At 64.0% G+C, this 22,457-nt stretch carries 22 protein-coding genes, 1 tRNA gene and 1 pseudogene; 12 read left to right on the top strand and 12 right to left on the bottom strand.

Annotated elements, in window-relative coordinates:
* The first annotated feature begins 4 nt into the window (after positions 1-4).
* A complete protein-coding gene (gene mfd, locus HMPREF2550_RS03260; RefSeq protein WP_070789670.1) occupies positions 5-3,634 on the top strand; it encodes a transcription-repair coupling factor in 3,630 nt (1,209 codons plus the stop codon).
* On the opposite strand, the gene HMPREF2550_RS03255 is transcribed toward mfd, so the two are convergent.
* From HMPREF2550_RS03255 to HMPREF2550_RS03245, 3 genes are read right to left on the bottom strand one after another with little or no spacing between them, the layout of a single operon-like run.
* Positions 3,624-4,250: a CPBP family intramembrane glutamic endopeptidase gene (locus HMPREF2550_RS03255; RefSeq protein ID WP_070789668.1), complete on the bottom strand. Its 627-nt coding sequence runs from the start codon at positions 4,248-4,250 to the stop codon at positions 3,624-3,626. The genes mfd and HMPREF2550_RS03255 overlap by 11 nt on opposite strands.
* A gap of 14 nt (positions 4,251-4,264) precedes the next feature.
* Positions 4,265-5,143: an NgoMIV family type II restriction endonuclease gene (locus tag HMPREF2550_RS03250; protein WP_210400205.1), complete on the bottom strand. Its 879-nt coding sequence runs from the start codon at positions 5,141-5,143 to the stop codon at positions 4,265-4,267.
* Positions 5,144-5,145: 2 nt separating this feature from the next.
* The gene (locus HMPREF2550_RS03245; protein WP_070789665.1) at positions 5,146-6,171 is read right to left on the bottom strand and encodes a DNA cytosine methyltransferase; all 1,026 of its coding nucleotides are present in this window, start codon (positions 6,169-6,171) and stop codon (positions 5,146-5,148) included.
* A 190-nt stretch (positions 6,172-6,361) separates the two neighbouring features.
* Between HMPREF2550_RS03245 and HMPREF2550_RS03240 the strand changes: the two genes are divergently transcribed.
* Positions 6,362-6,438: transfer RNA gene (locus HMPREF2550_RS03240), tRNA-Leu, on the top strand.
* Between the two features lie 17 nt (positions 6,439-6,455).
* On the opposite strand, the gene HMPREF2550_RS03235 is transcribed toward HMPREF2550_RS03240, so the two are convergent.
* Genes HMPREF2550_RS03235 through HMPREF2550_RS03220 form a run of 4 tightly spaced genes read right to left on the bottom strand, consistent with a single transcriptional unit; the run spans position 6,456 to position 10,587 of the window.
* Positions 6,456-7,274 (bottom strand): hypothetical protein, encoded by an 819-nt coding sequence (locus HMPREF2550_RS03235; RefSeq protein WP_141760505.1) that lies wholly within the window; start codon positions 7,272-7,274, stop codon positions 6,456-6,458.
* A gap of 14 nt (positions 7,275-7,288) precedes the next feature.
* Positions 7,289-8,845 carry a phytoene desaturase family protein gene (crtI, locus tag HMPREF2550_RS03230; protein ID WP_070789662.1) on the bottom strand — a complete coding sequence of 519 codons (1,557 nt, stop codon included), beginning with the start codon at positions 8,843-8,845 and terminating at the stop codon, positions 7,289-7,291.
* Positions 8,846-8,856: 11 nt separating this feature from the next.
* A complete protein-coding gene (locus tag HMPREF2550_RS03225; protein ID WP_038589420.1) occupies positions 8,857-9,615 on the bottom strand; it encodes an SDR family NAD(P)-dependent oxidoreductase in 759 nt (252 codons plus the stop codon).
* A 57-nt stretch (positions 9,616-9,672) separates the two neighbouring features.
* On the bottom strand, positions 9,673-10,587 hold the full coding sequence (locus tag HMPREF2550_RS03220) for a suppressor of fused domain protein (RefSeq protein ID WP_168167680.1): 915 nt from the start codon (positions 10,585-10,587) through the stop codon (positions 9,673-9,675).
* A 207-nt stretch (positions 10,588-10,794) separates the two neighbouring features.
* Here HMPREF2550_RS03220 and HMPREF2550_RS03215 point away from each other — a divergent pair, with 207 nt between their 5' ends.
* On the top strand, positions 10,795-11,571 hold the full coding sequence (locus HMPREF2550_RS03215; RefSeq protein ID WP_070789659.1) for a Bax inhibitor-1/YccA family protein: 777 nt from the start codon (positions 10,795-10,797) through the stop codon (positions 11,569-11,571).
* 60 nt (positions 11,572-11,631) lie between these two features.
* Here HMPREF2550_RS03215 and HMPREF2550_RS03210 read toward each other — a convergent pair whose 3' ends face one another.
* The 3 genes from HMPREF2550_RS03210 to HMPREF2550_RS03200 form a co-directional block, all read right to left on the bottom strand.
* Entirely contained in the window at positions 11,632-12,096 is a 465-nt protein-coding gene (locus HMPREF2550_RS03210; protein ID WP_070789657.1) for a hypothetical protein, read from the bottom strand.
* A gap of 43 nt (positions 12,097-12,139) precedes the next feature.
* Positions 12,140-12,658: a transcription elongation factor GreA gene (gene greA, locus HMPREF2550_RS03205; protein ID WP_070764693.1), complete on the bottom strand. Its 519-nt coding sequence runs from the start codon at positions 12,656-12,658 to the stop codon at positions 12,140-12,142.
* Positions 12,659-12,782: 124 nt separating this feature from the next.
* Complete coding sequence (locus HMPREF2550_RS03200; protein ID WP_070764692.1) at positions 12,783-13,253, bottom strand: DUF4307 domain-containing protein; 471 nt, start codon at positions 13,251-13,253, stop codon at positions 12,783-12,785.
* A gap of 127 nt (positions 13,254-13,380) precedes the next feature.
* Here HMPREF2550_RS03200 and mca point away from each other — a divergent pair, with 127 nt between their 5' ends.
* The 3 genes from mca to HMPREF2550_RS03185 are packed head-to-tail and all read left to right on the top strand — an operon-like array spanning position 13,381 to position 15,372.
* Positions 13,381-14,238: a mycothiol conjugate amidase Mca gene (mca, locus tag HMPREF2550_RS03195; protein WP_141757901.1), complete on the top strand. Its 858-nt coding sequence runs from the start codon at positions 13,381-13,383 to the stop codon at positions 14,236-14,238.
* A gap of 25 nt (positions 14,239-14,263) precedes the next feature.
* Positions 14,264-14,575 (top strand): hypothetical protein, encoded by a 312-nt coding sequence (locus HMPREF2550_RS03190; protein WP_070764690.1) that lies wholly within the window; start codon positions 14,264-14,266, stop codon positions 14,573-14,575.
* 26 nt (positions 14,576-14,601) lie between these two features.
* Entirely contained in the window at positions 14,602-15,372 is a 771-nt protein-coding gene (locus tag HMPREF2550_RS03185; RefSeq protein ID WP_038589441.1) for an isoprenyl transferase, read from the top strand.
* Positions 15,373-15,375: 3 nt separating this feature from the next.
* Here the strand turns inward: HMPREF2550_RS03185 and coaA are convergent, their stop codons facing one another.
* Positions 15,376-16,311: a type I pantothenate kinase gene (gene coaA, locus HMPREF2550_RS03180; protein ID WP_070789656.1), complete on the bottom strand. Its 936-nt coding sequence runs from the start codon at positions 16,309-16,311 to the stop codon at positions 15,376-15,378.
* A gap of 151 nt (positions 16,312-16,462) precedes the next feature.
* On the opposite strand from coaA, the gene glyA reads away from it, so the two are divergent.
* A complete protein-coding gene (gene glyA, locus HMPREF2550_RS03175; RefSeq protein WP_070789655.1) occupies positions 16,463-17,755 on the top strand; it encodes a serine hydroxymethyltransferase in 1,293 nt (430 codons plus the stop codon).
* On the opposite strand, the gene HMPREF2550_RS03170 is transcribed toward glyA, so the two are convergent.
* A complete protein-coding gene (locus tag HMPREF2550_RS03170; RefSeq protein ID WP_070789652.1) occupies positions 17,752-18,111 on the bottom strand; it encodes a DUF5997 family protein in 360 nt (119 codons plus the stop codon). The genes glyA and HMPREF2550_RS03170 overlap by 4 nt on opposite strands.
* A gap of 24 nt (positions 18,112-18,135) precedes the next feature.
* Between HMPREF2550_RS03170 and HMPREF2550_RS03165 the strand changes: the two genes are divergently transcribed.
* The 5 genes and pseudogenes from HMPREF2550_RS03165 to HMPREF2550_RS12215 all read left to right on the top strand — a co-directional run.
* On the top strand, positions 18,136-18,816 hold the full coding sequence (locus HMPREF2550_RS03165; RefSeq protein ID WP_070789651.1) for a type 2 periplasmic-binding domain-containing protein: 681 nt from the start codon (positions 18,136-18,138) through the stop codon (positions 18,814-18,816).
* A 64-nt stretch (positions 18,817-18,880) separates the two neighbouring features.
* Positions 18,881-19,489, top strand: coding sequence for an LGFP repeat-containing protein (locus HMPREF2550_RS03160; protein ID WP_070789650.1), 609 nt, complete (start codon positions 18,881-18,883; stop codon positions 19,487-19,489).
* Positions 19,490-19,578: 89 nt separating this feature from the next.
* Positions 19,579-20,109 (top strand): GNAT family N-acetyltransferase, encoded by a 531-nt coding sequence (locus tag HMPREF2550_RS03155; protein ID WP_070764684.1) that lies wholly within the window; start codon positions 19,579-19,581, stop codon positions 20,107-20,109.
* 81 nt (positions 20,110-20,190) lie between these two features.
* Positions 20,191-21,888, top strand: coding sequence for an MFS transporter (locus HMPREF2550_RS03150; RefSeq protein WP_246819737.1), 1,698 nt, complete (start codon positions 20,191-20,193; stop codon positions 21,886-21,888).
* A gap of 21 nt (positions 21,889-21,909) precedes the next feature.
* A pseudogene (locus HMPREF2550_RS12215) lies at positions 21,910-22,457 on the top strand (hypothetical protein); the annotation flags it as partial.

Here is a 22,457-nt window from a genome sequence, read left to right as displayed (position 1 = left end):
GTACATGCCAAATACTGTCTCTTCGGCACCTGCACTCGGCGGGCTGCTCACCATGGCCCTGACCGACCCCAAGCTCAAGGGGCTGGTGGCCAACATTGGGATGGACACGCTGCACGTGACCGGGATCGACCAGGTGCGCGCCTGGGCCGCCGGTGCGCTCGCGCGCGAGGTGCCGCTGCTGGTGATCACAGCCACGGGCCACGAGGCGGAGGACCTTTCCGCCGAGCTTGCAGCCCTGTTGGGTCCGGACAAGGTCGCGCAGTTCCCGGCGTATGAGACGCTGCCGCACGAGCGCCTGTCGCCCGCTCCCGATGTGGTGGGCCGCCGCGCCAAGGTGCTGTGGGAGATGCCGCAGGTGATCGTCGCCGCCGCGCGGGCCGCCTGCCAGCCGGTGCTGCCGAAGATCGAGCCGATCCGCATCGAGCGCGACCACGAGTACGACTTCGGGCAGCTCACCGAGCAGATTTCCCACTACGCCTACGAGCACGTCGACATGGTGTCCAAGCGCGGGGACTTCGCTACCCGCGGCGGCATCATCGATGTCTTCCCAACCACCGCCGAGCACCCGGTGCGCATCGAGTTCTGGGGCGATGAGGTCACCGACATCCGCAGCTTCGCGGTCGCGGACCAGCGCACCATCGAAGAGACCGAGCTCGTCGAAATCTTCCCCGCCAGGCAGTTGCTTATCGACGTCACCGTGTCCGAAAAAGCCGACGCCCTCGCCCGGAAATTCCCCTCCAACCCGACCCTGGTGCAGCTGCTCACCCGCGTGTCCGAGGGCATGCACGCCGACGGCATGGAAGCGCTCATCCCCGCGCTCACGGATCAGCCGTATTCGGTCTTGCCGGAGCTGTTGCCCTCCGGCTCCATCTGCTTGGTGACTTCGCCGGAGAAGGTACGCTCCCGCATCGCGGACTTGGAGGTCACCGACCAGGAGTTTCTCGAGGCGGGCTGGGAGGCCGCAGCCATGGGGGCGGAGGGCCCGCTCGCCGTGGAGGGGCTTGATGTTTCTGCGTCGTCGTTTCGCTCCTACGAGTCTTTGGAAGTCTCGGCGCGAAAGGCAGGCAACGCCTGGTGGACGTTCGCCCCGCCCGGCATGTTCACCGCTGACGATACGGAGACCCTGCCCCTGGAATTCGAGCCCGCCCCCGCGCCGAAGGGCGACCCGAAGGCGATCGAACAGCTCTACGCCACGTTGAAACTGCACGTCCAGCAAAACCACGGCAAGGTCGCCTTCGTCGCACCCGCCAAGGGCACGATCGAGCGCACTGCCGAGCGGCTGCGCGAGCACGGGGTGTCTGCCCGGATCGCCACCGATGGGCTCGAACCCGTTGAGGGCGCGGTGACCCTCTATCAAGCGCTCAGCCACGCCGGTGTGGTGTTCCCGGGTCCCAACCTGGTGGTGGTCACGGAGACCGACGTCACCGGTAACCGCGTCGGCGACATCGCCGGCGCGAAGCGGCGCGCTCCGCGCAGGCGCAACCGCGTCGATCCGCTCGCGCTGACTCCGGGCGACTTCGTCGTGCACGACACGCACGGCATCGGCAAGTTTGTGAAGATGGCCGAGCGCACCATCAAGACCGGCGACGAGGACTCGCGGCGCGAGTACATCGTCCTGGAATACCAGGCGGCCAAGCGCGGCCAGCCCGGCGACCAGCTCTGGGTCCCCATGGAATCGCTCGACCTGTTGAGCAAATACACCGGCGGGGAGAAGCCGCACCTGTCCAAGATGGGCGGCTCGGACTGGAAGAACACCAAACGCAAGGCGCGTGCCGCCGTGCGCGAGATCGCCGGAGAGCTCATCGAGCTCTACGCCAAGCGCCAAGCCGCGCCGGGCCACGCCTTTGCCCCGGACACCCCCTGGCAGCAGGAGATGGAAGACGCCTTCCCGTTCGTGGAAACCGAGGACCAGCTCGCCGCAATCGAGGCGGTCAAGGAGGACATGGAAAAGCCGACGCCGATGGACCGCGTCATCGTCGGCGACGTCGGCTTTGGCAAGACGGAGGTAGCGGTCCGCGCTGCCTTCAAGGCGGTGCAGGGCGGCAAGCAAGTGGCCGTGCTCGTGCCGACCACCTTGCTGGCCCAGCAGCACTACACCACCTTTGCTGAGCGGATGGAAAACTTCGGTGTGACGGTGCGCGAGCTCTCCCGCTTCACCTCCGCCAAGGAGGCGAAGGAGATTACCGACGGGCTGGCGGACGGTTCCGTCGACGTCGTCATTGGCACGCACCGCCTGCTCGCCACCGGCGTGCACTGGAAGGACCTCGGCCTGATCATCGTGGACGAGGAGCAGCGCTTCGGCGTGGAGCACAAGGAACACATCAAGGCGCTGAAGAGCCACGTGGACGTGCTCACCATGACCGCGACGCCGATCCCGCGCACCCTGGAGATGAGCCTGACCGGAATCCGCGAGATGACCTCGATTACGACTCCGCCCGAGGACCGCCACCCGGTGCTAACGTACGTGGGCCCGCAGGAGGAGAAGCAGGTGGCGGCGGCGATCCGTCGCGAGCTGCTGCGGGATGGGCAGGTCTTCTACATCCACAACAAGGTCTCCGACATCGAGAAGACTGCGCGGAACCTGCGCGAACTCGTGCCGGAGGCGCGCGTGGTGGTCGCGCACGGGCAGATGAGCGAGCAGGTGCTCGAGCAGACGGTGCAGGGCTTCTGGGACCGCGAATACGACGTGCTCGTGTGCACCACGATTGTGGAAACCGGCCTGGACATCGCAAACGCGAACACCCTGATCGTGGAAAACGCCCAGAACATGGGCCTGAGTCAGCTGCACCAGCTGCGCGGGCGCGTCGGCCGCTCCCGCGAGCGCGGCTACGCCTACTTCCTTTACCCGAAGGACAAGACGCTCACCGAGACCTCCTACGACCGGCTGTCCACCATCGCCCAGAACAACGACCTGGGCGCGGGCATCGCCGTCGCGCAGAAGGACCTGGAGATGCGCGGTGCCGGCAATGTGCTGGGTGCCGAGCAGTCCGGCCACATCGCTGGGGTGGGCTTTGACATGTACGTCCGCCTGGTCGGCGAGGCCGTCGAGACCTTCAAGACCATGCTGGACGGCGGCCCCGTCGACGGCACCGACCAGGGGCCGAAGGAAATCCGGGTGGATCTGCCTGTCGACGCCCACATCCCCGACACCTACGTCAACGCCGAACGCCTCCGCCTGGAGATCTACCGCAAACTCGCCGAGGCTCGCGAGGAGGAAGACCTGCGCCGCGTGGCAGAAGAAATGGTGGACCGTTTCGGCCCCATGCCGGTGGAAGTCGATCGCCTCATGGCCGTGGCGCGGCTGCGCCACCAGGCGCGCAAGGCTGGCGTCTCCGACATCATGGTGCAGGGCACGCGCATCAAGTTCCACCCCGTGGAGCTGCCCGACTCCAAGCAGGTGCGCCTCAAGCGCCTCTACTCCGGGGCGAACTACCGTGCCGCAGCGAAGACGCTGCAAGTGCCCATGCCGCGCGAATCGAAGACGATCAACAGCCCGAACCTGCGCGACATCGAACTCGTGCAGTGGGTCGCCGACTTCCTTTCCAGCATGTTCGACATCGACACCATCGACGTCAACGGCATTGCGCAACCAGAGAAGCACAAGAAGAAGAAAGTGATCTCCGTCAGCGAGTAAGTAGCAGCGGCAGCACCAGGGCCATGGAGGTACTCCAGGTCAGGTGTGCTGCGATTGGGGCGAGGCACCTGCCGGTGCGCGCGGCGAGCACGAACGCGAGCGCACCGAGCAGGCAGGCACCGACGAGCAAAAGTGGCACGCCCATCGCCACGGTGATCAGCGTGTAGAGCAAGGTGGAAAACCAGGCTTGGGCGTTCATGCTCATGCCTAAGAGGCGGAGTTGGCGGGGCACCATGTCGCGGTAGACCAGCTCCTCGCCGACCCCGTTGAGCACGAGTACGGCGAGAGTGGGAGCGAGCCCGCCTTTCTCTGGAGTAGCGAGCAGCTCCGTCGCTGGCTCGGCCAAAAACGGGATGCGGGCGACGACGAGCGCACCGAGGAAAAACACTAGGGCTAAAGCGAGGCCGGAGGCGACCCCGAGCGCGACGTCGTTAAGCTTGCGCGGCCCGGCAAACGCCGAAGGATTTCCCCACACCCACCAGGCGAGACCGTAGAGTGCGGCGGTAGCGAGCGTGGCGGCGAAGAAACCGGGGGAGCCGTCGCCGGCGCGGCGGGCGAGGAAGAGCCCGAGTGCGCCGAGGGCGCAGGGCATCAGGAAGAGCCATTGGCGGGGCATTGGGGTACAGATAGTTAGACCGATAGGTCGAGTGGGAGGTCACCGATATCTCGCAATCGGTTGCCATGTACCAGTGTCTCGAGGAGCTCCTTCGCGTCATCGCTACCTTCATCCTCGATTGCTAGCATCAGCTCATTGAGTGCGACGTGGTACACCATGTCAATGTCGCCGGTGCCGAGGGCAAGGCTAGCGATTCTACTCATCGTGGGTTCGTTTGTGACAGCGATGATGTGCGGAGATCGTCCTTTCCTGTTGCGGATGAGATTCAGTGCCTCCGCGCGTGTATTTTGGGATCGGTCGCTGCGCATTGTCCACTTGCAGGAAATAACCGCGTGAACGTGCTGAGTTGGAGAATTGCGGTTTGTAGCACGCACTGGGGAAAGCAATCCTGAGTGGTCATCAACCACCTTGAGATCTCTATTCAAGGTGCTATCGGGTAAAGCCTCCCGCAGGACGAGGATGTCCGGGGAAATGACGTAGTTATTGCCAAGCGAGGCACCGATTTCGGGGTTCAAACGAATCGCCTCGGCGAGGTCGGCCAGATGCGTGTAAGGCTCATACGCGGAGAGGTGATCTTTTCGCCGAGAGCTACCTACGTTAAGGATTGTCCAATCGCCTGGACGAGCGGATTGCATCTTCGGAAACGTAGCCCGCAAGAAATCGGCGACGATGCGTTCGAATCCTGCACCAGCGGTTTGGCCCGCGCTTTTTACAGCAGTATGCGCATGAAGCTGCTCGGCGACGTGCAAAGAGAGTCGGCGGGAGGTGGCTTGGCTCCGATCAGCATTTGAAGCTACCCGGCCAAGCGTCGTTTCCGCGATGGTCAGCGTTCCGCTATCGACTAGCTCCCGGTGGAGGTTCTGCCGCGCAGCGGTGATGAGTGCAGGGTGCATTGTCATGATGAAATCTCTTCCAGGAGCGGCAGGTCGGGGATGATCGGAGTCGCGGGTGCGAGCTGGGCCAGCGGTTCTTTCTGCAACGCAGCCGCGATGCGAGTACCAATAGCCTGTGCGACCGGTGGCGGGAAGGCATTGCCCACTTGCTTCCAGGCGGCGGTTTTGCCGCCTTCCCACTTCCACTCTGCAGGGAAGCCCTGGATCACTGCGCCCATTTTTACAGTAAGGCGAGGAAGCTCCTCCTGGAGATCTGTTGGGAAATCTGCGGCAGGAGGTTCCTCCGCGATACTGGTGCCCCGCACACCGAGTTTCTTCCAGGCTTCCCGTGCCCGCGACGGGCCAACGTCAGGGCCACCGTGCTTCTTCGAACCGCCAACTAGGGTGGGGCCTATATTGTTGGCCTGCTTCGCCCATGCCTTTGCGCCAGGCCAGCCATTCTCGGCCATGAGCGGCTCAAGCGCCTCACCCACAGTTGTTCTGGTGCCTACAGGTTCGGGCCAGGCGAAGTATTCCGCGTACTCGTCTTTGAGTGCAACGAGAATAAAGCGTGGCCGAAGCTGAGGCACCTGATAGTCGGCCGCGGTGATGAGTTCCCAATGTGATTGGTAGCCCAGATCCGCGAGTTGGCTGACGAGCTGACTTCGATAAGCCGCAAAGCGGGGCTGCGCCAAGCCCCTGACGTTTTCAAGCATGACAGCTTTAGGGTGAGCCTCGGCGATCAGCTCAATTGCGCGTGGGAAAAGATCGCGTTCGTCGTCCTGACCGAGCTGCTTACCGGCAATGGAAAAAGGAGGGCAGGGGACACCTCCCGCAAAAAGATCGAGATCTTCGGTGTAGGGGGAGATGTCGAACTCTAAGACATCCTGGTGGATAACATTCCACTCCGGACGATTGGCGCGAAGCGTTGCAACCGCGTGGTCATCAATTTCTACAACAGCGCTGTGGTCGAATCCAGCCTGTTCCAGGCCTAACGCCTGACCACCGGCACCTGCGCAAATCTCAACTGACGTCAGCTTTTTCTTCATCGTGCAACCTACCTTGTATTAACCCATTTGTTTTAAGGCATGAGTGTAATGCCGGGGCAAACATCGGAAGCACTTTAGTCGAACATTCATTCGCTTGTTCTTCCGTTGGGCGCGTTACTACCTTACCCAGAGGGCTACACGGTGCCGATTCGGGATGAAGCGGTGCGGGCAGGTACGATATTTGGCTGTTGCCCCCATAGCCCAATCGGCAGAGGCAGTCGACTTAAAATCGATTCAGTGTGGGTTCGAGTCCCACTGGGGGCACCAAATCTGCCCGTTTTCCCTTAATTCAGGGCCGCAACGGTGTCCTCGAGTGCCTGGCGGGCCTCTTCCGGGTCCTGGCCAGAAGTGGAAATGGTCACCACGGTGCTGCCGAAGCGAGCAAAGAGCATGCCGCCGCTCTGGCTGAGCGCGCCATCCATGGTCACGTTGTTGGAGAAGGAATCGTCCGCGCCGTCGAGGGACAGGTCGGTCTTCTCGAAGGTCTGGTGGGCCTCAAACGCGCCCTCGCCCTCGCCGTTGGTGACGGTGATCTCGGAGCACTTGCCGCCGTACAGGTCGCTGCCCTTGAGGTAGGTCTTGGCGTCCTTCTCGTTGGCGAAGTCGTGGACGACTAGGTCGATAGAGGTAGCATCCATCGGGGGAATCCCCATGTCATCCTCGGTGGGCTCCGAACCGCCCACGGTTGTGGAAACAAGAGTGCCGAAGGAACGCTCAGTAGCCAGCGTGTCCAGCTCATCAGTCTCATCGGAGAAGTCGCACTCCGGCGGGTCCACCTTCACGTCAGAATCGTCGGGCACGTCTTCATTGGCCTGTTCCATCTGCGCGTACAGCTCGTTGAGATCCGTCTCTTCAGCGTCCGGGTAGTGCTCCTTGAACGCGGCGATGAGCTCCTGGGCCTTCTCACTGTGCTCGGTGGGGGCCTCGCCGGCGTCGCGCTCCTCAGCTGCGGAGGTTTCCGCCGACTCAGCAGTGTCTGCGGACTCTGCGGATTCTGCAGTTTCAGAGGTTTCTGCGACGGTGGCGTCGTCCTCGGCGCAGCCGGCCAGGGTCAGGCCGATGGTGGTCACGATTGATGCGGCAATTGCAGTGTGTCGTTTCATGCGCCCGACCATACTTAAAAATCGGTTCGCAGTGGGCCGGAACTTGTATCGCCGCGCAGTCGCTTCAACACATTTTCCGCGCTGATCAGGCACATTGGCACGCCAACTCCGGGCACAGTCGTTGCGCCGGCGTAGTAAAGGTTTTCCAGTTTGCGCGAGGCGTTGCGCCCGCGCAGGAACGCCGATTGGCGCAGCGTGTGTGCTGGTCCGATCGCCCCGCCGGACCACGCGTGGTAGCGCGCCGCAAAGTCAGCCGGGCCCACAGTTTTCTGCACCACGATGCGCTCGCGTAGGTCCGGGATGTCGCACCACTTAGCGATCTGGTCCAGCGCGGCCTCTGCAATGCGCTGCACGCTTATCGACGCCCCCTCGCCGTACGCATCGCCCGTTCCCAGCGCCGCCGAGGCGGGGGCAGGCACCAGTACGAACAGGTTCTCATCGCCGTCCGGGGCCGTGCCCGGGTCGGTGGCAGACGGCTTCGAGACGTAGATCGATTGCGAAGCACCCAACGGGCGTTCGGCGACCGGGCCTGCGAACACCGCGTCGAAGTCCGTGTCCCAGTCGCGGCTGAACAACAGATTGTGGTGGTCCAGCTGGGGCAGCTTCCCGCGCACCCCACACAGCACCAGCACTGCGCTGACCCCAGGGTTGCGTGTGCTGAAGTATGGCTCGTCGTAGGGGCGCTTCTTCGGGGGTAAGAGGCGAGTCTCTGTGTGGTGGAGGTCTGCGGCGGACACGACGACGTCGAAAAGCAATTGCTCTGCACCCACCCGCACACCGGTGGCGCGCGAACCTGAGTAGGTGATCGCGCTGACCTCGGTGCCGAGGCGGAAACGCACGCCCTGCTCGCGGGCTACTCGGTAGACGGCGTCCACCACCGCGGCAAAACCGCCGAGTGGGTAGCGCACGCCCTGGGTGAGATCCGTGTGGCTCATCAGGTGGTACAGGGCAGGAGTCTTCGACGGGTGCGAGGACAAAAAGACCGCGGGGTAGGTGAGCATCTGGCGCAGGCGCGTGTCGCGGAAGCGGCGGGCGACGAAACGGTCGAGCGGGGTGGTGAGGAACTTGGCCAGATCCGCGTAGCCCGCGCGCACCTCGGGGGTGAGAAACGCCTTAGGGGAAGAAAAGGTGGTGTAGAGGAAGTGCCGCAACGCGAGGTCATAGGTCCGCTGCGCAGAATCCAGGTACTCGGTGAGCTCATTCCCAGACCCTGGCTCGATCGACTCGAAAAGATGGACGGTTTGCGCCGGGTCTTTCGGCACATCGATCGGGTTCTGGCCTTCCGGGAACAGGCGGTAGGCCGGGTCGAGCGGCACCAGGTCCAAAAGCTCTTCGGTGCGGTAGCCAAAGAGCGCGAAGAAGTGGTCGAAGGCGTCCGGCATGAGGTACCACGAGGGACCCATGTCAAAGCGGAACCCCTCGTAGGTTTCCTCGCCGGCGCGCCCGCCCACGGTCTCAAGCTTTTCGATGACGGTGACGTCGTAGCCCTCGCGAGCGAGCAGCGCCGCTGTTGCAAGGCCCGCGAAGCCGGCACCGATGACAGCAGCGCGTTGAGGTGAAGTAGTGGACACAGGAATGCTTTCTAGATGGAGGTGTAGCCGCCGTCGACGAGGTGGTAGGAGCCGTTGATGAAGGACGCCTCATCGCTGAGCAGAAAGCGCACCAGCGCGGCGACCTCTTCTGGCTTGCCCAGGCGATCCTGCGGGTGGCGGTGCCGAAGCTCCTGGCGCTTCTCTTCTCCCAGGCGCTCCAGCAGCGGGGTATCAATGTAGCCCGGCCCGACGCTCGTGCAACGGATGCCCTTGTCCGCGTAGTCAGCGGCGATGGACTTGGTCAGCCCGATTACCCCGTGCTTGGCCGCGGCGTAGGCGGCGATTCCGCCCCGGCGGGCCACCGAGCCGTGGATCGACGACATGTTCACGATCGCGCACGGGACCTCGTCGTCTTGGGCGAGCATCTGAATGAGCTGATAGTGGCAACCGTAGGCCACGCCGTTGAGGTTGAGGTTGATCAGGCGGTCCCAGTCCTCGAGCTTCTTCTCCGCGAGCGGCACCTGGTCGCCGATACCCGCGTTGTTGACCGCCAGGTGCAGCGCACCAAAATGCTCCACCGCGAAGGCGACCGCCGCAGCGTTGTCCTCCTTGCTCGAGGCATCCTGGGTGAAGGCCTTGGCGGTGCCGCCGTGGTTTTCGATTTCAGCGACGACTGCCTCCACGGCCTCCAGATTGATGTCGCTAGCCACAACCTTGGCACCGTGGGCGGCCAAGTCCTGGGCGATTGCCTTGCCGATACCGGAACCCGCGCCGGTGACCAGCGCGACGCGATTGTCAAAGATACCCATGGGGAGTCCTTTCCTTCTGCGTGTACCTTGCTTTCCCCACTGTAAAACTTCCGGGCCTTAAGTGCTGGTGTCCACCACGTGCAGCGTCAGGGGTGCGCTGACGAAGCTGTACTTGCCCGGCTTCGCGTCCAGGGTGGCCAGGATTTCGTTGCGCAGGTTCGCTGGAGTGTGAATAAGCAGCCCCTGGTCCTGTGGCAGTAGTTCCGCAGTTGTGTCGGGCTCGAACAGCAGCCATGCGTTGCCGGTGTCCTCGACCAGCGCGAAGCTGCGGTCGAAGGGGAGCCGGTGGCGCATTGCGCGCAGGATTGCCCGCGCGCCGGCGATGTCGACGTCGACGCGCCCACCCGGCTCCGCGTCGAGCAGGCGTACGCTCGCCGCGCCAATGCTCGAGCCCTCGGCTGCGGTTGCTGCTGCGATCCGGGCCGCAGCCTGGGGATCTGCGGCGAGATCCGCGCGGTCGGGGTCGCTGAGTCCGAGCGGGAAGACGTCGCCAAGCACGCCCGTGAGCTTCAGCGGATCCCACGCGAGCGCCGCCTCAAGGTCAGCTGTGGTGAGCCCGACCGCGTAGGTGAACTGGGCGAGCGCCAGAGGACCGTCAACCAGCCCGAGGATCGGGTCGGTGACGAAGCTCAGCCCGGTCAGGCGGGCGTCGGGGCGCACTGGGTGGCGCAAGTCCATGTAGTGGCCCGGTTCGATGCTTAACCCGCGGTTTCGGATGTGGCGCACCAAGTGCGCAAGTAACACGGCGGGCCACTCCGGGGGCAGCGGGTCAGTGCCGACCGGCACTCGGAACGTCAGCTCCGTGTGAGTACCGGCCAGAGGCTGCGAGGAACGCACCGGCGCGAGCCCAAAGGTGGAATACAGCCAATGGGGCAGTGGCGCATCGACCCGGAAGGCGAAGATGTCCACGCCGCGGTAAGACGTGGCAAAAGGATCCGGGTCGCCGGTGCACGAAATGAGGCGTTCGCGCAAACAATCGCCCACCAACGCGGGGCGAAACCTTTGAGGATGGGCGCGGGCAAACAGCTCTGGCGCGCCCCAACTGGGCAGCTGCATAGCTCAACCATAAGCACCTCGGGCGCAAACGGGAACTATCTGTAAGCGTGACGCGTTATACACAGTGAACTTGCGCATAAAGCAACGCGTGAAAATCTTCCCAAAAGGAAAGGACTGAACTCAGTGCGAAGTAACAACCCAGTACTGAAGAACCTGCCGCAGCCAGAGCCGCTGGGCTACGCGCCTGGTGCCCCCGATTCGCGGGCTGCCGACCGCCCGATGACCATCGATGATGTGGTGAGCAAGACGGGCATCACCCTTGCCGTCATCGTCGTCTTCGCGGTCGCGAATTTCATGTTGAGCCTGTCGAATCCTGGCCTCGGCATGATGCTGACCTTCGGCGGTGCCATCGCCGCCTTCATTACCGTGCTCGTGCACGCGTTCTCGAAGAACTTCGGCTCGAAGACTCTCACGCTGCTCTACGCCGTCTTCGAGGGCCTGTTCGTCGGCGGTTTCTCCTTCCTGTTCGCGGGCATGCAGGTCGGTGACTCGAACGGCATGATGATCGTCTTCCAGGCGATCGTCGGCACCATCGGCGTCTTTATCGGCATGCTCGTGGTTTACCGCACGGGTGCCATCCGTGTGACGCCGCGCTTCAACCGCATCATCACTGGCCTGATCTTCGGCGTGGCCATCATGGCGCTGGGCAACTTCCTGCTCGCTATCTTCACCGGGATCAACCCGCTGCGCGGCGGTGGCACGCTCGCCATCATCTTCGGCTTGGTCTGCGTCGTGCTGGCCGCCCTGTCCTTCCTGCAGGACTTCGACGTGGCTGACAAGTTGGTGCGCACCGGCGCGCCCGAGAAGGCTGCGTGGGGCGTGGCACTCGGCCTCGCCGTGACCCTCGTGTGGCTCTACACCGAGATCCTGCGCCTGCTCTACATCTTCCAAAACCGCTAGGCGCGCACAACAAAAGCCCGGCCCCGCAATCTTTGCGGGGCCGGGCTTTTACGCTGTGGGCTAGTTGCCCTCGGGGTAGATCGCGGTGCCGTCCACCGTGATGTCGGTGTAGGCCAGCACGCCGTTGACCACCTGCGGGTTGCTCAGCGAGATGGCAACCTCCGGCTGCTGCGCATTGCGGGTACCGGTGCCGGTGGCCATGTCTGCCTCCCAGGAATCCCAGGTGATGTTGCGCAGGACATCGTCCTGGCCCTGGCAATCCAGCGTCAACTCGGTCGGGCGCTCGAGCTCGACAGCGCCGCAGTTGGCAATCGTCGGCGTCTCATCCGCCACAGCCGCGGAGGTGGCCGTGGCGCTGGAGGCGGAGGTGGTAGCGCCGTAGGATGCCAGCGACTCAGCCTTCTGGCTGGTAGCGGTGTCGACCTTCTGCTCAGAATCGACCTGGTGCGGCGGGTGGCATGCGGCGAGGGAGACAGCTGCCACGGCGACGAGGCCGGCCGCAGCGGTGCGGGAAACGGAAATCACAGGATCAGTCCTTCTTTAAGGTTGAACTTTAAAATCTAGCGGGTTAAGCGCGCGGCGTGGACGCCTTAACAGAATCATACGGCTCCGCGCTAAGAATCGTCACCGAAATCTCGCGGCCGTTCGGGGCAGTGTAGGTGCGGGTTTCGCCCTCGGAGGCACCAACCACGGCAGCGCCCAGCGGGGAGTTCTCCGAGTAGGTCTCCAGGTCCTTGTTGCCGGTGGAGGCCGCGCGGGTCCCGATCAGGAAGGTCTCCTTATCGTTCTCGTCACCGTCGTAGTAGACGTGCACGACAGAACCCACGTGCGCGACGCCCTCGACCACACCGGTGCGCTCGGTGGTGGAGTTGGCCAGCAGCTCAGAGATCTGCTTGATGCGGGCCTCTTCCTGGTCCTGCTGCTCACGCGCTGCGTCGTAGCCCGCGTTCTCCTTCAGGTCGCCTTCCTCGCGGCGCTCGTTAATCTCGGCTGCGACGACCGGGCGGTTATCAATCAGCGCCTGCAGCTCTGCCTCGAGCTTGGCCTTCATCTCCGGGGTGATGTACTGCTTCTGCGTATCAGCCATGCGGTTTACCCTTCCCTCATACGTCAAACGAGCCCGCCTGGTATACAGGTCGGGCCCAGTCCGACGGAACACTCTTCTTGCTCGTACAAATATACAGCCGGGATTTTATCACACTGGCGAGGTGCTACCTGGCAGCGTAGAAGGCACTCTGCGCATCCATGTAGGGCGGGATCTGCTCAGAACAGCCGTAGACGCGGCCCGAGGCGAGGTCCCCGCTGACCGGCATGTCTACCGGGATGCGCTGCATCGTCTCGCCCCCTGCGGGGAGCACCACTTCACGACGCCCGATCTCAGCGTGGTTGTAGTCCACCGCGATCACGATGCAATAGGCGGGAACCTCCGGGTCGTCGCGGGTCACGTCGATCCACAGGCGGGAGGTGCTATCGTCGACGCGCTCCTGGGAGATGAAATCCGCGCTGATCGGCTGCGCGGAGCGGTCGCTCACCACGCGGGCGACGGCGAAGATCATGAACCCGACGAGCAACACAGCGGCAATAGCCACGATGCGCCCGGGGAGGTTCGAGCTCTTCTCCGCGTCTGCACCATAACGCTGGCGGGTGGAAGTGGAAGAGGAGTGCGACCTCGAGCTAGACACTACGGTGACCTCACAAACTGCTGCGGGAGTGAAAGATGACTTTGACCCTGATCGTACTAAGATGGGCCGAAGCTAACGCACTACCCCCTACAAAAGTTGGAGTTTCTCAGTGACTGGCTTGCGGTTAATGGCAATCCACGCCCACCCCGACGACGAGTCGTCCAAGGGTGCGGCAACGATGGCGCGCTACGCCGCCGAAGGGCACCGCGTGAAGGTAGTGACCTGTACCGACGGCCGGCGCGGCGACATTCTCAACCCGGCGATGGACCGCCCCGGGGTGCTGGAAAACATCATCGCGGTGCGCGAGGAAGAAATGGCGCGCGCGGTGTCTGCGCTCGGCGTCGAGCACGAATGGCTCGGCTACCAGGACTCCGGGCTGCCAGAGGGCGACCCGCGGCCGCCGCTGCCGGAAGGCTCCTTTGCGGTGCAGGACACGGTGGTGGTGACTAAGAAGCTCGTGGCGTCGATACGCGAGTTCCGCCCGCACGTGATCATCACCTACGACGAAAATGGCGGCTACCCGCACCCGGACCACCTCATGGTGCACGCCATTTCCATGCTGGCCTGGGAGAAGTCCGGCGACCCGCAGTTTGCGCCCGAGGCAGGCGAGCCGTGGACGCCGCTGAAGATGTACTACAGCCACGGTTTCATCCTGCAGCGCATGAAGCTTTTGCAGGAGCGGCTCTTTGCCCAGGGCAAGCCCAGCCCCTACGAGCTGATGATTGCCCGCTGGGAGCAGAACAAGGCGGACGTGATGAGCCGAGTGACCACCAGGGTGGAGTGCAGCGAGTACTTTTCCAACCGAGCCGAGGCCCTAAGGGCACACGCCACGCAGATCGACCCGGCCGGCGCGTTTCTGGCCAGCCCGGTCGAAGACCAGCAGGAAGTTTGGCCGACTGAGGAGTTTGAGCTCGCGCGCAGCCGCGTTGAGACGACGTTGCCCGAGGATGACCTGTTCGCGGGGATACCCGCCGCAGAGAAGTAGAGAAGTGAAGGACGCTTAAAGAACAATGAGCTCGATGTTTTCCACGCTGGCCGCCTCCGCCACCAACGCCACCAGTTTTGTGCTTGCCCAGGCACCGGCGGAAACGCCGGTCGGGCCGGACTTTGGCAAGGCCTCGCCGGTGGGGCTGTTGATCATCGTCGTGCTGGCTGCGGCGATCCTCACGCTCGGATACGCGTTTCACCGGCGCTTCTCCCGCTTCCGTCGCCGCCAGCAGTTCGCGCAAGCGCACGGCATTGATCCCTTCGATACACAGGCGGTGGACAAAGCGATGCAGGAAGCCGGCGTGTACGACCGGAGCAAGAAGCGCATCTTCTAGCAGCGCCAAAAGGTAAGGTGAGGGGCGTGACTGTGCTGGAAAAGATCCTGTACCCGCTATACGAGTACCGCCTGCGGCGCGAGCTGCGCGGCAAGAAGCGGCCGAAGCACATCGCCGTGATGGCCGACGGCAACCGCCGCTGGGCCCGCGAGGCCGGGCTGAGCGACATCTCGCAGGGGCACCGCGCGGGCGGGGCCAAAATCGGCGAGCTCGTGCGCTGGTGTGCCGAGATGGACGTGGACGTCGTCACGCTCTATTTGCTGTCCACGGAGAACCTCCAGCGCACGTCCGAAGAGGTCGAGCTGCTTTTTGACATCATCTCGGACGTCATCGACGGCCTCGCCACCGAGCACTACACGTGTCGCGTTCGTCTTGTCGGCCACCTTGATCTGTTGCCGGAGGACGTGGTGGCGCGCATGCAGCGCTCCGCGGCGTCGACTACGGGCAAGGCCGGGCTGACCGTGAACATCGCGGTGGGATACGGGGGCCGCCAGGAGATTGTCGACGCGGTACGCGAGCTCATCCAGGACGAGGCGGGCAAGGGGGCCAGCGCCGCCGAAATCGCCGAGGCGGTCACGGTGGATTCCATCTCTGAGCACCTCTACACCTCTGGCCAGCCGGACCCGGACCTGGTCATCCGCACCTCGGGCGAGCAGCGCCTCTCCGGGTTTCTGCTGTGGCAGGCCGCGTATTCGGAGATCTGGTTTACCGATACGTACTGGCCGGCATTCCGCAAGATCGATTTCTTGCGCGCATTGCGCGAGTACTCGCAGCGCTCGCGCCGCTTTGGCAAGTAGCGCCTAAATCTTGCGCATGCGCACCCGCTGCACGGTGTGGTCGAAGCCCTTGCGCAGCACCAGCGAGGCCCGCACCTTCGTCGGCAGGATGTTTTCCACCAGGTTAGGCAGGTTGATCGACTGCCACAGCTCGCGGGCTTCGCGCGAGGCGGCGGTATCGTCAAGTCCCGCGTAGTTTGCAAAGTGCGCGCCCGGCTTCGTAAACGCGGTGTTGCGCAGCTTGAGGAAGCGCGAAATGTACCAGTGCTCGATGTGCTCGGTCGCGGCATCCACGTAGATGGAAAAGTCGAACAGGTCCGACACCATCAGCGTCGGCCCTGTCTGCAGCACGTTCAGGCCCTCCAGGATCAGGATGTCGGGCTGGCGGACCTCGATGAACTCGCCGGGCAAGATGTCGTAGGCGTTGTGCGAATAGATTGGAGCCTTGACCACGGGCTTGCCCGATTTCACCTCGGTGACAAAACGCATGAGGTTACGACGGTCGTAGGACTCCGGGAACCCCTTCCTTGACATCAAGTTGCGTTCTTCCAGCACCGCGGTGGGGTAGAGGAAGCCGTCGGTGGTGATCAGGTCTACCCGCGGGTGCGAATCCCACCTTTGTAGCAGCACCTGCAGCACGCGCGCGGTGGTCGATTTGCCCACCGCCACCGAGCCAGCCAGCCCGATGATGAAGGGCACATGCCCCGGGTCGCCGCCGATGAAGGTCTCGGTGGCGTTGGTGAGCTTCTGGCGCGCCCGCACCTGCAGGTGGATCAGGCGAGAGAGGGGGAGGTAGATGTCCGCGACTTCCTGGAGATCCAGGTTCTCGCCGATACCGCTGAGTTTTTCTACCTCGTCTGCGGTGAGCACCTGCGGCATCTTCGCGCGCCGCTTGCGCCAATCGTCGCGGTGGAAATCCAGATACGGGCTGGAATCGAAGCCCCGTGCGCCTTGAGCCATGCCAGCTATTCTTCCAAACACCGGTGAGGGCAGGTGAATACAGGTGGCCCCGCGCGCAGGGTCGGCCGTTTATACTGCTAGCCAGCGGCCGTGTTTTTGAAGCGGCTGTGCAGAATTGCTACTTAAATACAAGTGAAAGGACCCGGAGCACGTGTCTGATGACTTCCGCTACCAGGATCTCGCCACCTTTGATCCAGAGGTGCACGACGCCATTGTCAACGAGCTGAGCAGGCAGCGCAACACTCTGGAGATGATCGCCTCCGAGAACTTCGTGCCGCGTGCCGTCCTGCAGGCGCAGGGCTCCGTGCTGACCAACAAGTACGCCGAGGGGTACCCGGGCAAGCGCTACTACGGCGGCTGCGAGCACGTCGACGTGGTCGAGGAGCTGGCGATCGAGCGCGCCAAGGAGGTCTTTGGCGCGAAGTTTGCCAACGTGCAGCCGCACTCCGGCGCGCAGGCGAACGCGGCAGTGCTCATGGCGCTCGCGGAGCCGGGGGACACCATCCTCGGCCTGAGCCTGGCGCACGGCGGTCACCTCACCCACGGCATGAAGATCAACTTCTCCGGCCGCCTCTACAACGTCGCTGCCTACGAGGTGGAAAAGGACACCCACACCATCGACATGGCGAAGCTGCGTGAGCAGGCGCGCGAGGTCAAGCCGAAGGTGATCATCGCTGGCTGGTCCGCGTATCCGCGCCATGAGGACTTCGCTGAGTTCCGCTCCATTGCCGACGAGGTCGGTGCCTACCTGTGGGTCGACATGGCCCACTTCGCTGGCCTGGTTGCCGCCAGTGTGCACCCCTCCCCGGTGCCGCACGCTCACGTGGTCTCTTCCACCGTGCACAAGACGATCGGCGGCCCGCGCTCCGGTTTCATCCTCACCAACGACGAGGACCTGCACAAGAAGCTCAACTCCGCGGTCTTCCCCGGCCAGCAGGGCGGCCCGCTCATGCACGTCATTGCGGCGAAGGCCACCGCGTTCAAGATCGCGGGCATGCCCGAGTTCAAAGACCGTCAGGAGCGCACCATCGAGGGTGCCCGCATCCTTGCCGAGCGCCTGACCCAGCCGGATGCGAAGGAGGCTGGCGTCGACGTCGTCTCCGGCGGCACCGACGTGCACCTGGTGCTCGCGGATCTGCGCAACTCTGAGATGGACGGCCAGCAGGCAGAGGACCTGCTGCACAGCGTGGGCATTACCGTCAACCGTAACGCCGTGCCGTTCGACCCGCGCCCGCCGAAGGTCACCTCCGGCCTGCGCATCGGTACTTCGGCGCTGGCAACCCGCGGCTTCGGCAAGGAAGACTTCATCGAGGTCGCCGAGATCATCGCCGAAACCCTGATCAAGGGCGAGGCTGCCGACGTCGAGGCGCTGCACGCCCGCGTCGACAAGCTGGCGGAGAAGTACCCGCTCTACCCAGAGCTGGAAGACTGGAAGATGCTCTAGGCTTCCTCGTCGTTACCGCGCTGCGCGGCAAGCGCGGCGCGGGCTTCGCGCAGCCAATCAGGCTGATTTTTCAGCAGCTCGCTGATCTCTGCGGTGGTCAGCGGGCGATCCATCTCGTGCTTCTTCAGCGCGGTAATGGAGATACCGAGCTTGCGCGCCACCTCCGGCCGCGGGTGCGGGCCGTTCAGCCGCAGCTCTTTGAGCCACTCCGGCGGGTTGTGCTGCAGTTCGCGCAGCTCGGCGTGGGTGACCGCACCCTCCTGAAACTCCTGCGGAGTGGCGGGCAGGTACACGCCCAGCTTCTTGGCGGCGGTTTCCGGCTTCATGGCCGTGCTCGACGGCGTCTTCTGAGTCATGCTGCACACGGTAGCATTCTGTCCATGCTCTCTTTCGCCTTCGTCACCGGCTCCGCGCCGGGGAAGTGGATCCGCCGTTACCAGCAGGCCACCGGCAATCGCATCGAGGCGGTCGATTCTCCCGACCCTTGGGCCCTGCTTATCGACGCCCCGTCGTCCCCACCTCCCGTCGCCCTCATCCGCCTGCCCGACCCGCGGCTTGACGAGGCGAGCGAAGACTTTCACGTGGTGCGCCTCTACGAGGAAGCGCCGGGGGTGGCTGTACCGAAAGACTCTGTCTACGCCGAAGTGGGGGAGAAGGTCGCCGAGCGCGACCTGGAAGGCGAGCACGTGAATCTTGCATTTTCGCAGCGGCCAGACGTTGGCGCGGTGCGTGAGGCGCTGCAGGTCGTGGCCGCGAACGTCGGCATTGCCTACGGCCCGCTGCCGCTGTTGACCCACCTCTCGAAGAAGCAGGTCGTCCCGCTCGAGGTGACTGGTCCCTCGGTGGCACCGACGCCGGTGGCGCTTGTGTGGCGAAAGGCCGACGACTGCGACGCGATTCAGGACTTCGTCGGCATCACCAAGGGGCGTTCCGTGCGCTCTTCGCGCACGACCCAGGCAGCCAAACCGGAGAAGACGCGCACTAAGGCGCATACCGGTGATTTTCGCAAGGGGAAGCGTGCAAATCACCCCCGTAAGGGTGGGAAGCGGCGGCGTCGATAAGCAAAGCCTGCATAATGGGGCCGTAATAAATCAGTACAAAAACGTACAAAGGAGTGCTTAGTTTATGACCATCTCCCGCAAGCTCGCCGCATCCGCAGCAGCCCTCTCCCTGGCAACTGGCCTGGTTGCTTGCTCCTCCGACGATGCGGAGAGCACCGACGGCACCTCCGTGGTCGAGGAGACCGCAACCGAGGTGGACACCGCAACCGAGACCGCTGACGCAGACGCAACCGATGCCGAGGGCGCTGAGGGGGCCGACAACACCGAGGATGCAGAAGGTGCTGAGGGCGCTGAGGGCGACACTACGGAGATCGCTACCGCTGACGGCGAGTCTGTAATGGCACCGTCCGGCCTGGCAGCCGCGATGGACAAGTACGCCGACGATGCTTGGGGCGAGCCAGTCTCCGTCGAAGAGACCGAGAACGGCTGGATCGTCTCCTACGACGGCGAGCACTACGTCACCTGGAACGAGAACACCGGTGGCGCGCCGATCTGGGGCGAGATCGCCAACGAGTGGATTAACGGCAACCACGAGTCCGTCCTCGGCTTCCCCACGGAGGCGGAGACCCCGCTGCCGAATGAGTCCGGCTGGATCCAGGAGTTTGAGCACGGCACCATCGAGTGGACCCGCGGTGAAAACGGTGCGTTCGCGCCTATTATCAACGAGGCCTAAAGCCCCGTTTTAGCACCTCACCCGCCGTGGTGAAACGAAGCCCTCTGCGCAGTTTGCGCGAGGGCTTTTTGCGCGTGAGAATGGAGCGCATGACCAAAAACGGTTTCAACATTCGTCCAATGCGCCCAGAGGACTACACGCAGGTCAGGGCGATCTATGAAATGGGACTGAGCACAGGAAACGCCACCTACGAAACGCGCGGCCAGACGTGGGAAGAATTCTCCCGCGGCAAGATCATCGAGACCGCTTTCGTAGCTGTGGACGCCGAGGACGACGAGAAGGTCCTCGGCTGGGTGGCGGCCGCGAAAGCGTCTTCGCGCAGTGTCTTCCACGGCGTGGTGGAGGACTCCATCTACACGCACCCGGATTCGCGCGGCATGGGTGTCTCCGGCGCGCTTCTGGACAAGCTCATCGCCACCTGCATCGAGCTGGACAAGTGGTCGATCCACTCCTGGATCTTCCCGGAGAACACCGGCTCTGCCGGCCTGCACATCTCGCGCGGCTTTGAAAAGGTCGGCACCTTCCACCACATGGCGAAGATGACCTACGGCGAGAAGGCCGGGGAGTGGCGCGACTCTGACATCTACGAGCTCCTGCTTCCCAAACCCGATCAGAAGTAAGGTGTAGCCGCGAATCATCCGATCGGTCGATGTTGACAGTGTCTGACCAGGCCTACTGTCGGAATCGTCGAAAGGATGATCGTGAACACGCTGAATACTCAAACCACGAATCGGTGGAAGGCCCTTGCCGTCCTTGCTTTCGGGCTGGCGCTGATCGTCATGGACGGCACGATCGTCGGCGTGGCGCTGCCAACGATGATCTCCGCCCTGGATCTCAGCCTGACCAACGCGCAGTGGGTCAACGCGATCTACAACGTGATCTTCGCAGCCCTGCTCTTGGGCTCGGGCAGGCTAGGTGACCGTATCGGCCGGCGCACGACTTTCGCCGCGGGCGTGATCCTCTTCGTCGGCGGTTCGCTCCTCGCCGCGGCGGCGAGCGGCGCAGGCAGCCTCATCGCTGCCCGCGCGGTCCAGGGCGTCGGCGGTGCGCTGGTGCTGCCGGCGACGCTGTCCTCGGTCAACTCCCTGTTCAGCGGCAAGGACCGCGCCGCGGCATTCGGCGTCTGGGGCGCGGTGATGAGCGGCACGGCGGCGCTCGGCCCGCTGCTCGGCGGCGTGCTTACCGAATACGCTTCCTGGCGCTGGATCTTCTGGGTGAACCTCCCGCTGGGCGCACTCGTGCTCGTTGGCATCTTCGCCTGGGTACCGCAGACCTACGGCAAGCGCGACGCCCGCGGTGTGGACGTCGACGGCCTGCTCACCTCGGCAATCGGCTTCGGCCTAATTGTCTTCGGTCTGATCGAGGCGACCACGCTCGGCTGGTGGACCAAGAAGGAGACCCTCCAGATTGGCAGCTGGTCGTGGCCGGAGCAGTGGTCGATCTCGCCGGTGCCCGTAGCCATTGGCACCGGGATCGTATTCATCGGGCTCTTCGTCCGCTGGGAGCTGCACCGCGCGCGCAACGGCCGCGACGCGCTGCTGGACCTCCACCTGTTCAAGGTCGGCACCTTCTCCTGGGGCAACCTCACCGCCGCGACCGTGGCGATCGGGGAGTTCTCCCTCATGTTCGTCCTCCCGCTTTTCCTCATCAATGCGGTCGGCTTATCGACGCTTTCCACCGGCCTCGTCCTCGCCGCAATGGCACTCGGCGCCTTTGCCTCCGGAGCCGCCGCCCGCCACCTCGCCGCACGGCTGACCGCGCCCGGCGTCGTTGTGCTGGGCCTGGGCCTCGAGGTCGTCGGCGTGGCGCTGCTGGTGGGCGTGCAGGCGGCGACGTGGTGGCTGGTCGCCGCGCTCGTGCTGTACGGCATCGGGCTTGGCCTGGCGTCCGCGCAGCTGACCTCGACGGTGCTGCGCGACATCCCGGAGGAACTCTCCGGCGCCGGCTCCGCCACCCAGTCGACGGTCCGCCAGCTCGGCTCCGCCCTCGGTGCCGCGATCGCCGGCTCCGCGCTGGCGGCGGCGATGGCCCGCACCATCCCTGCGGCGCTCGAGGGGTTGCCCCCGCAGCTTCTCGACGGCCTCTCGCACGCCACCCAAGCCTCCGCCGGCTCCACCATCGCGCAGCTTCGCGACGCCGCGCCCAACGACCCCCTCGTCGCCTCACTCGGCAGCGCCCGCGACGCCACCGTGGAGAGCCTCTCCACCGCGTTCGCACACTCCGCGGCCTGGTCCATCGGTTTCTCCGCAGCCTTCCTGGTGCTCGGCCTTCTCGGCGCGCTGATGGTGCAGCGCCAATCTGCAAACGCCCAACCACGATTAGACGCAGGTTTTGGGTCGTTGGTTCCGTTTCTGGCCAATAATGGGTGTATTCTCACATTCCCTTGTTTTGGCAGGTAAACGTGGTTTATCGTCGGGTGCATGACAGATTTGGATGCACTTGCTTTGGTTGACCGCTGCGGATACGACTTCGTTCACGCAGCGGCCGGACTTGAGCTTGCCCAATTGCAGGCGCACGGCATCCAACTCGACCGCGCCAAGCAGTTGCGCGACACCGCCTCGGTGCTGTGCGGGAAAACCTCGCACACCAAGTACCAGGCGCGTGCCCAAGAAGGCGCGCGTGTGCATGGCCACCGGTTGGACACGCTTGCCTACATCACCCGTTCTGCCCGTTCGCTCAAGGACGTGACGAAGCGCTGGCACTACATCGATCAGCTTTGCAACACATCCGGCGATTTGGCGCGCATCCGCCGCGTGGCCGCAGAGCTGAAAGCCGAGTTGCAGGCCCCTGAGCCGCGCACCCCGAAAGCACGGGTCACCCACCACGGTGATGGGTACGCCACCCTGAGACTTACCGGCCCTGCCGCCGACGTCCAGGGCGTCTTCGATGCTGCGAAGAACGATGTGACCGGGTGGCTAAACGGCGGGTGCCCAAAGGCGGAGTACCTGGTGCGCGTGACCGCCAACCT

The sequence above is a fragment of the Corynebacterium sp. HMSC074A01 genome, from assembly GCF_001831515.1.
Taxonomy (GTDB): Bacteria; Actinomycetota; Actinomycetes; order Mycobacteriales; family Mycobacteriaceae; genus Corynebacterium.
The sequence above is the reverse complement of the archived record's forward strand: the minus strand, read 5'-3'. Positions and strand labels throughout refer to the sequence as shown.

Excerpts from the sequence above, each read along its gene's own strand:
- mfd (WP_070789670.1), top strand. The coding sequence starts at position 5 with ATGCCAAATACTGTCTCTTCGGCACCTGCACTCGGCGGGCTGCTCACC.
- HMPREF2550_RS03255 (WP_070789668.1), bottom strand. The coding sequence starts at position 4,250 with ATGCCCCGCCAATGGCTCTTCCTGATGCCCTGCGCCCTCGGCGCACTC.
- HMPREF2550_RS03250 (WP_210400205.1), bottom strand. The coding sequence starts at position 5,143 with ATGCACCCTGCACTCATCACCGCTGCGCGGCAGAACCTCCACCGGGAG.
- HMPREF2550_RS03245 (WP_070789665.1), bottom strand. The coding sequence starts at position 6,171 with ATGAAGAAAAAGCTGACGTCAGTTGAGATTTGCGCAGGTGCCGGTGGT.
- HMPREF2550_RS03235 (WP_141760505.1), bottom strand. The coding sequence starts at position 7,274 with ATGAAACGACACACTGCAATTGCCGCATCAATCGTGACCACCATCGGC.
- HMPREF2550_RS03225 (WP_038589420.1), bottom strand. The coding sequence starts at position 9,615 with ATGGGTATCTTTGACAATCGCGTCGCGCTGGTCACCGGCGCGGGTTCC.
- greA (WP_070764693.1), bottom strand. The coding sequence starts at position 12,658 with ATGGCTGATACGCAGAAGCAGTACATCACCCCGGAGATGAAGGCCAAG.
- mca (WP_141757901.1), top strand. The coding sequence starts at position 13,381 with ATGGCAATCCACGCCCACCCCGACGACGAGTCGTCCAAGGGTGCGGCA.
- HMPREF2550_RS03190 (WP_070764690.1), top strand. The coding sequence starts at position 14,264 with ATGAGCTCGATGTTTTCCACGCTGGCCGCCTCCGCCACCAACGCCACC.
- coaA (WP_070789656.1), bottom strand. The coding sequence starts at position 16,311 with ATGGCTCAAGGCGCACGGGGCTTCGATTCCAGCCCGTATCTGGATTTC.
- HMPREF2550_RS03170 (WP_070789652.1), bottom strand. The coding sequence starts at position 18,111 with ATGACTCAGAAGACGCCGTCGAGCACGGCCATGAAGCCGGAAACCGCC.
- HMPREF2550_RS03165 (WP_070789651.1), top strand. The coding sequence starts at position 18,136 with ATGCTCTCTTTCGCCTTCGTCACCGGCTCCGCGCCGGGGAAGTGGATC.
- HMPREF2550_RS03160 (WP_070789650.1), top strand. The coding sequence starts at position 18,881 with ATGACCATCTCCCGCAAGCTCGCCGCATCCGCAGCAGCCCTCTCCCTG.
- HMPREF2550_RS03155 (WP_070764684.1), top strand. The coding sequence starts at position 19,579 with ATGACCAAAAACGGTTTCAACATTCGTCCAATGCGCCCAGAGGACTAC.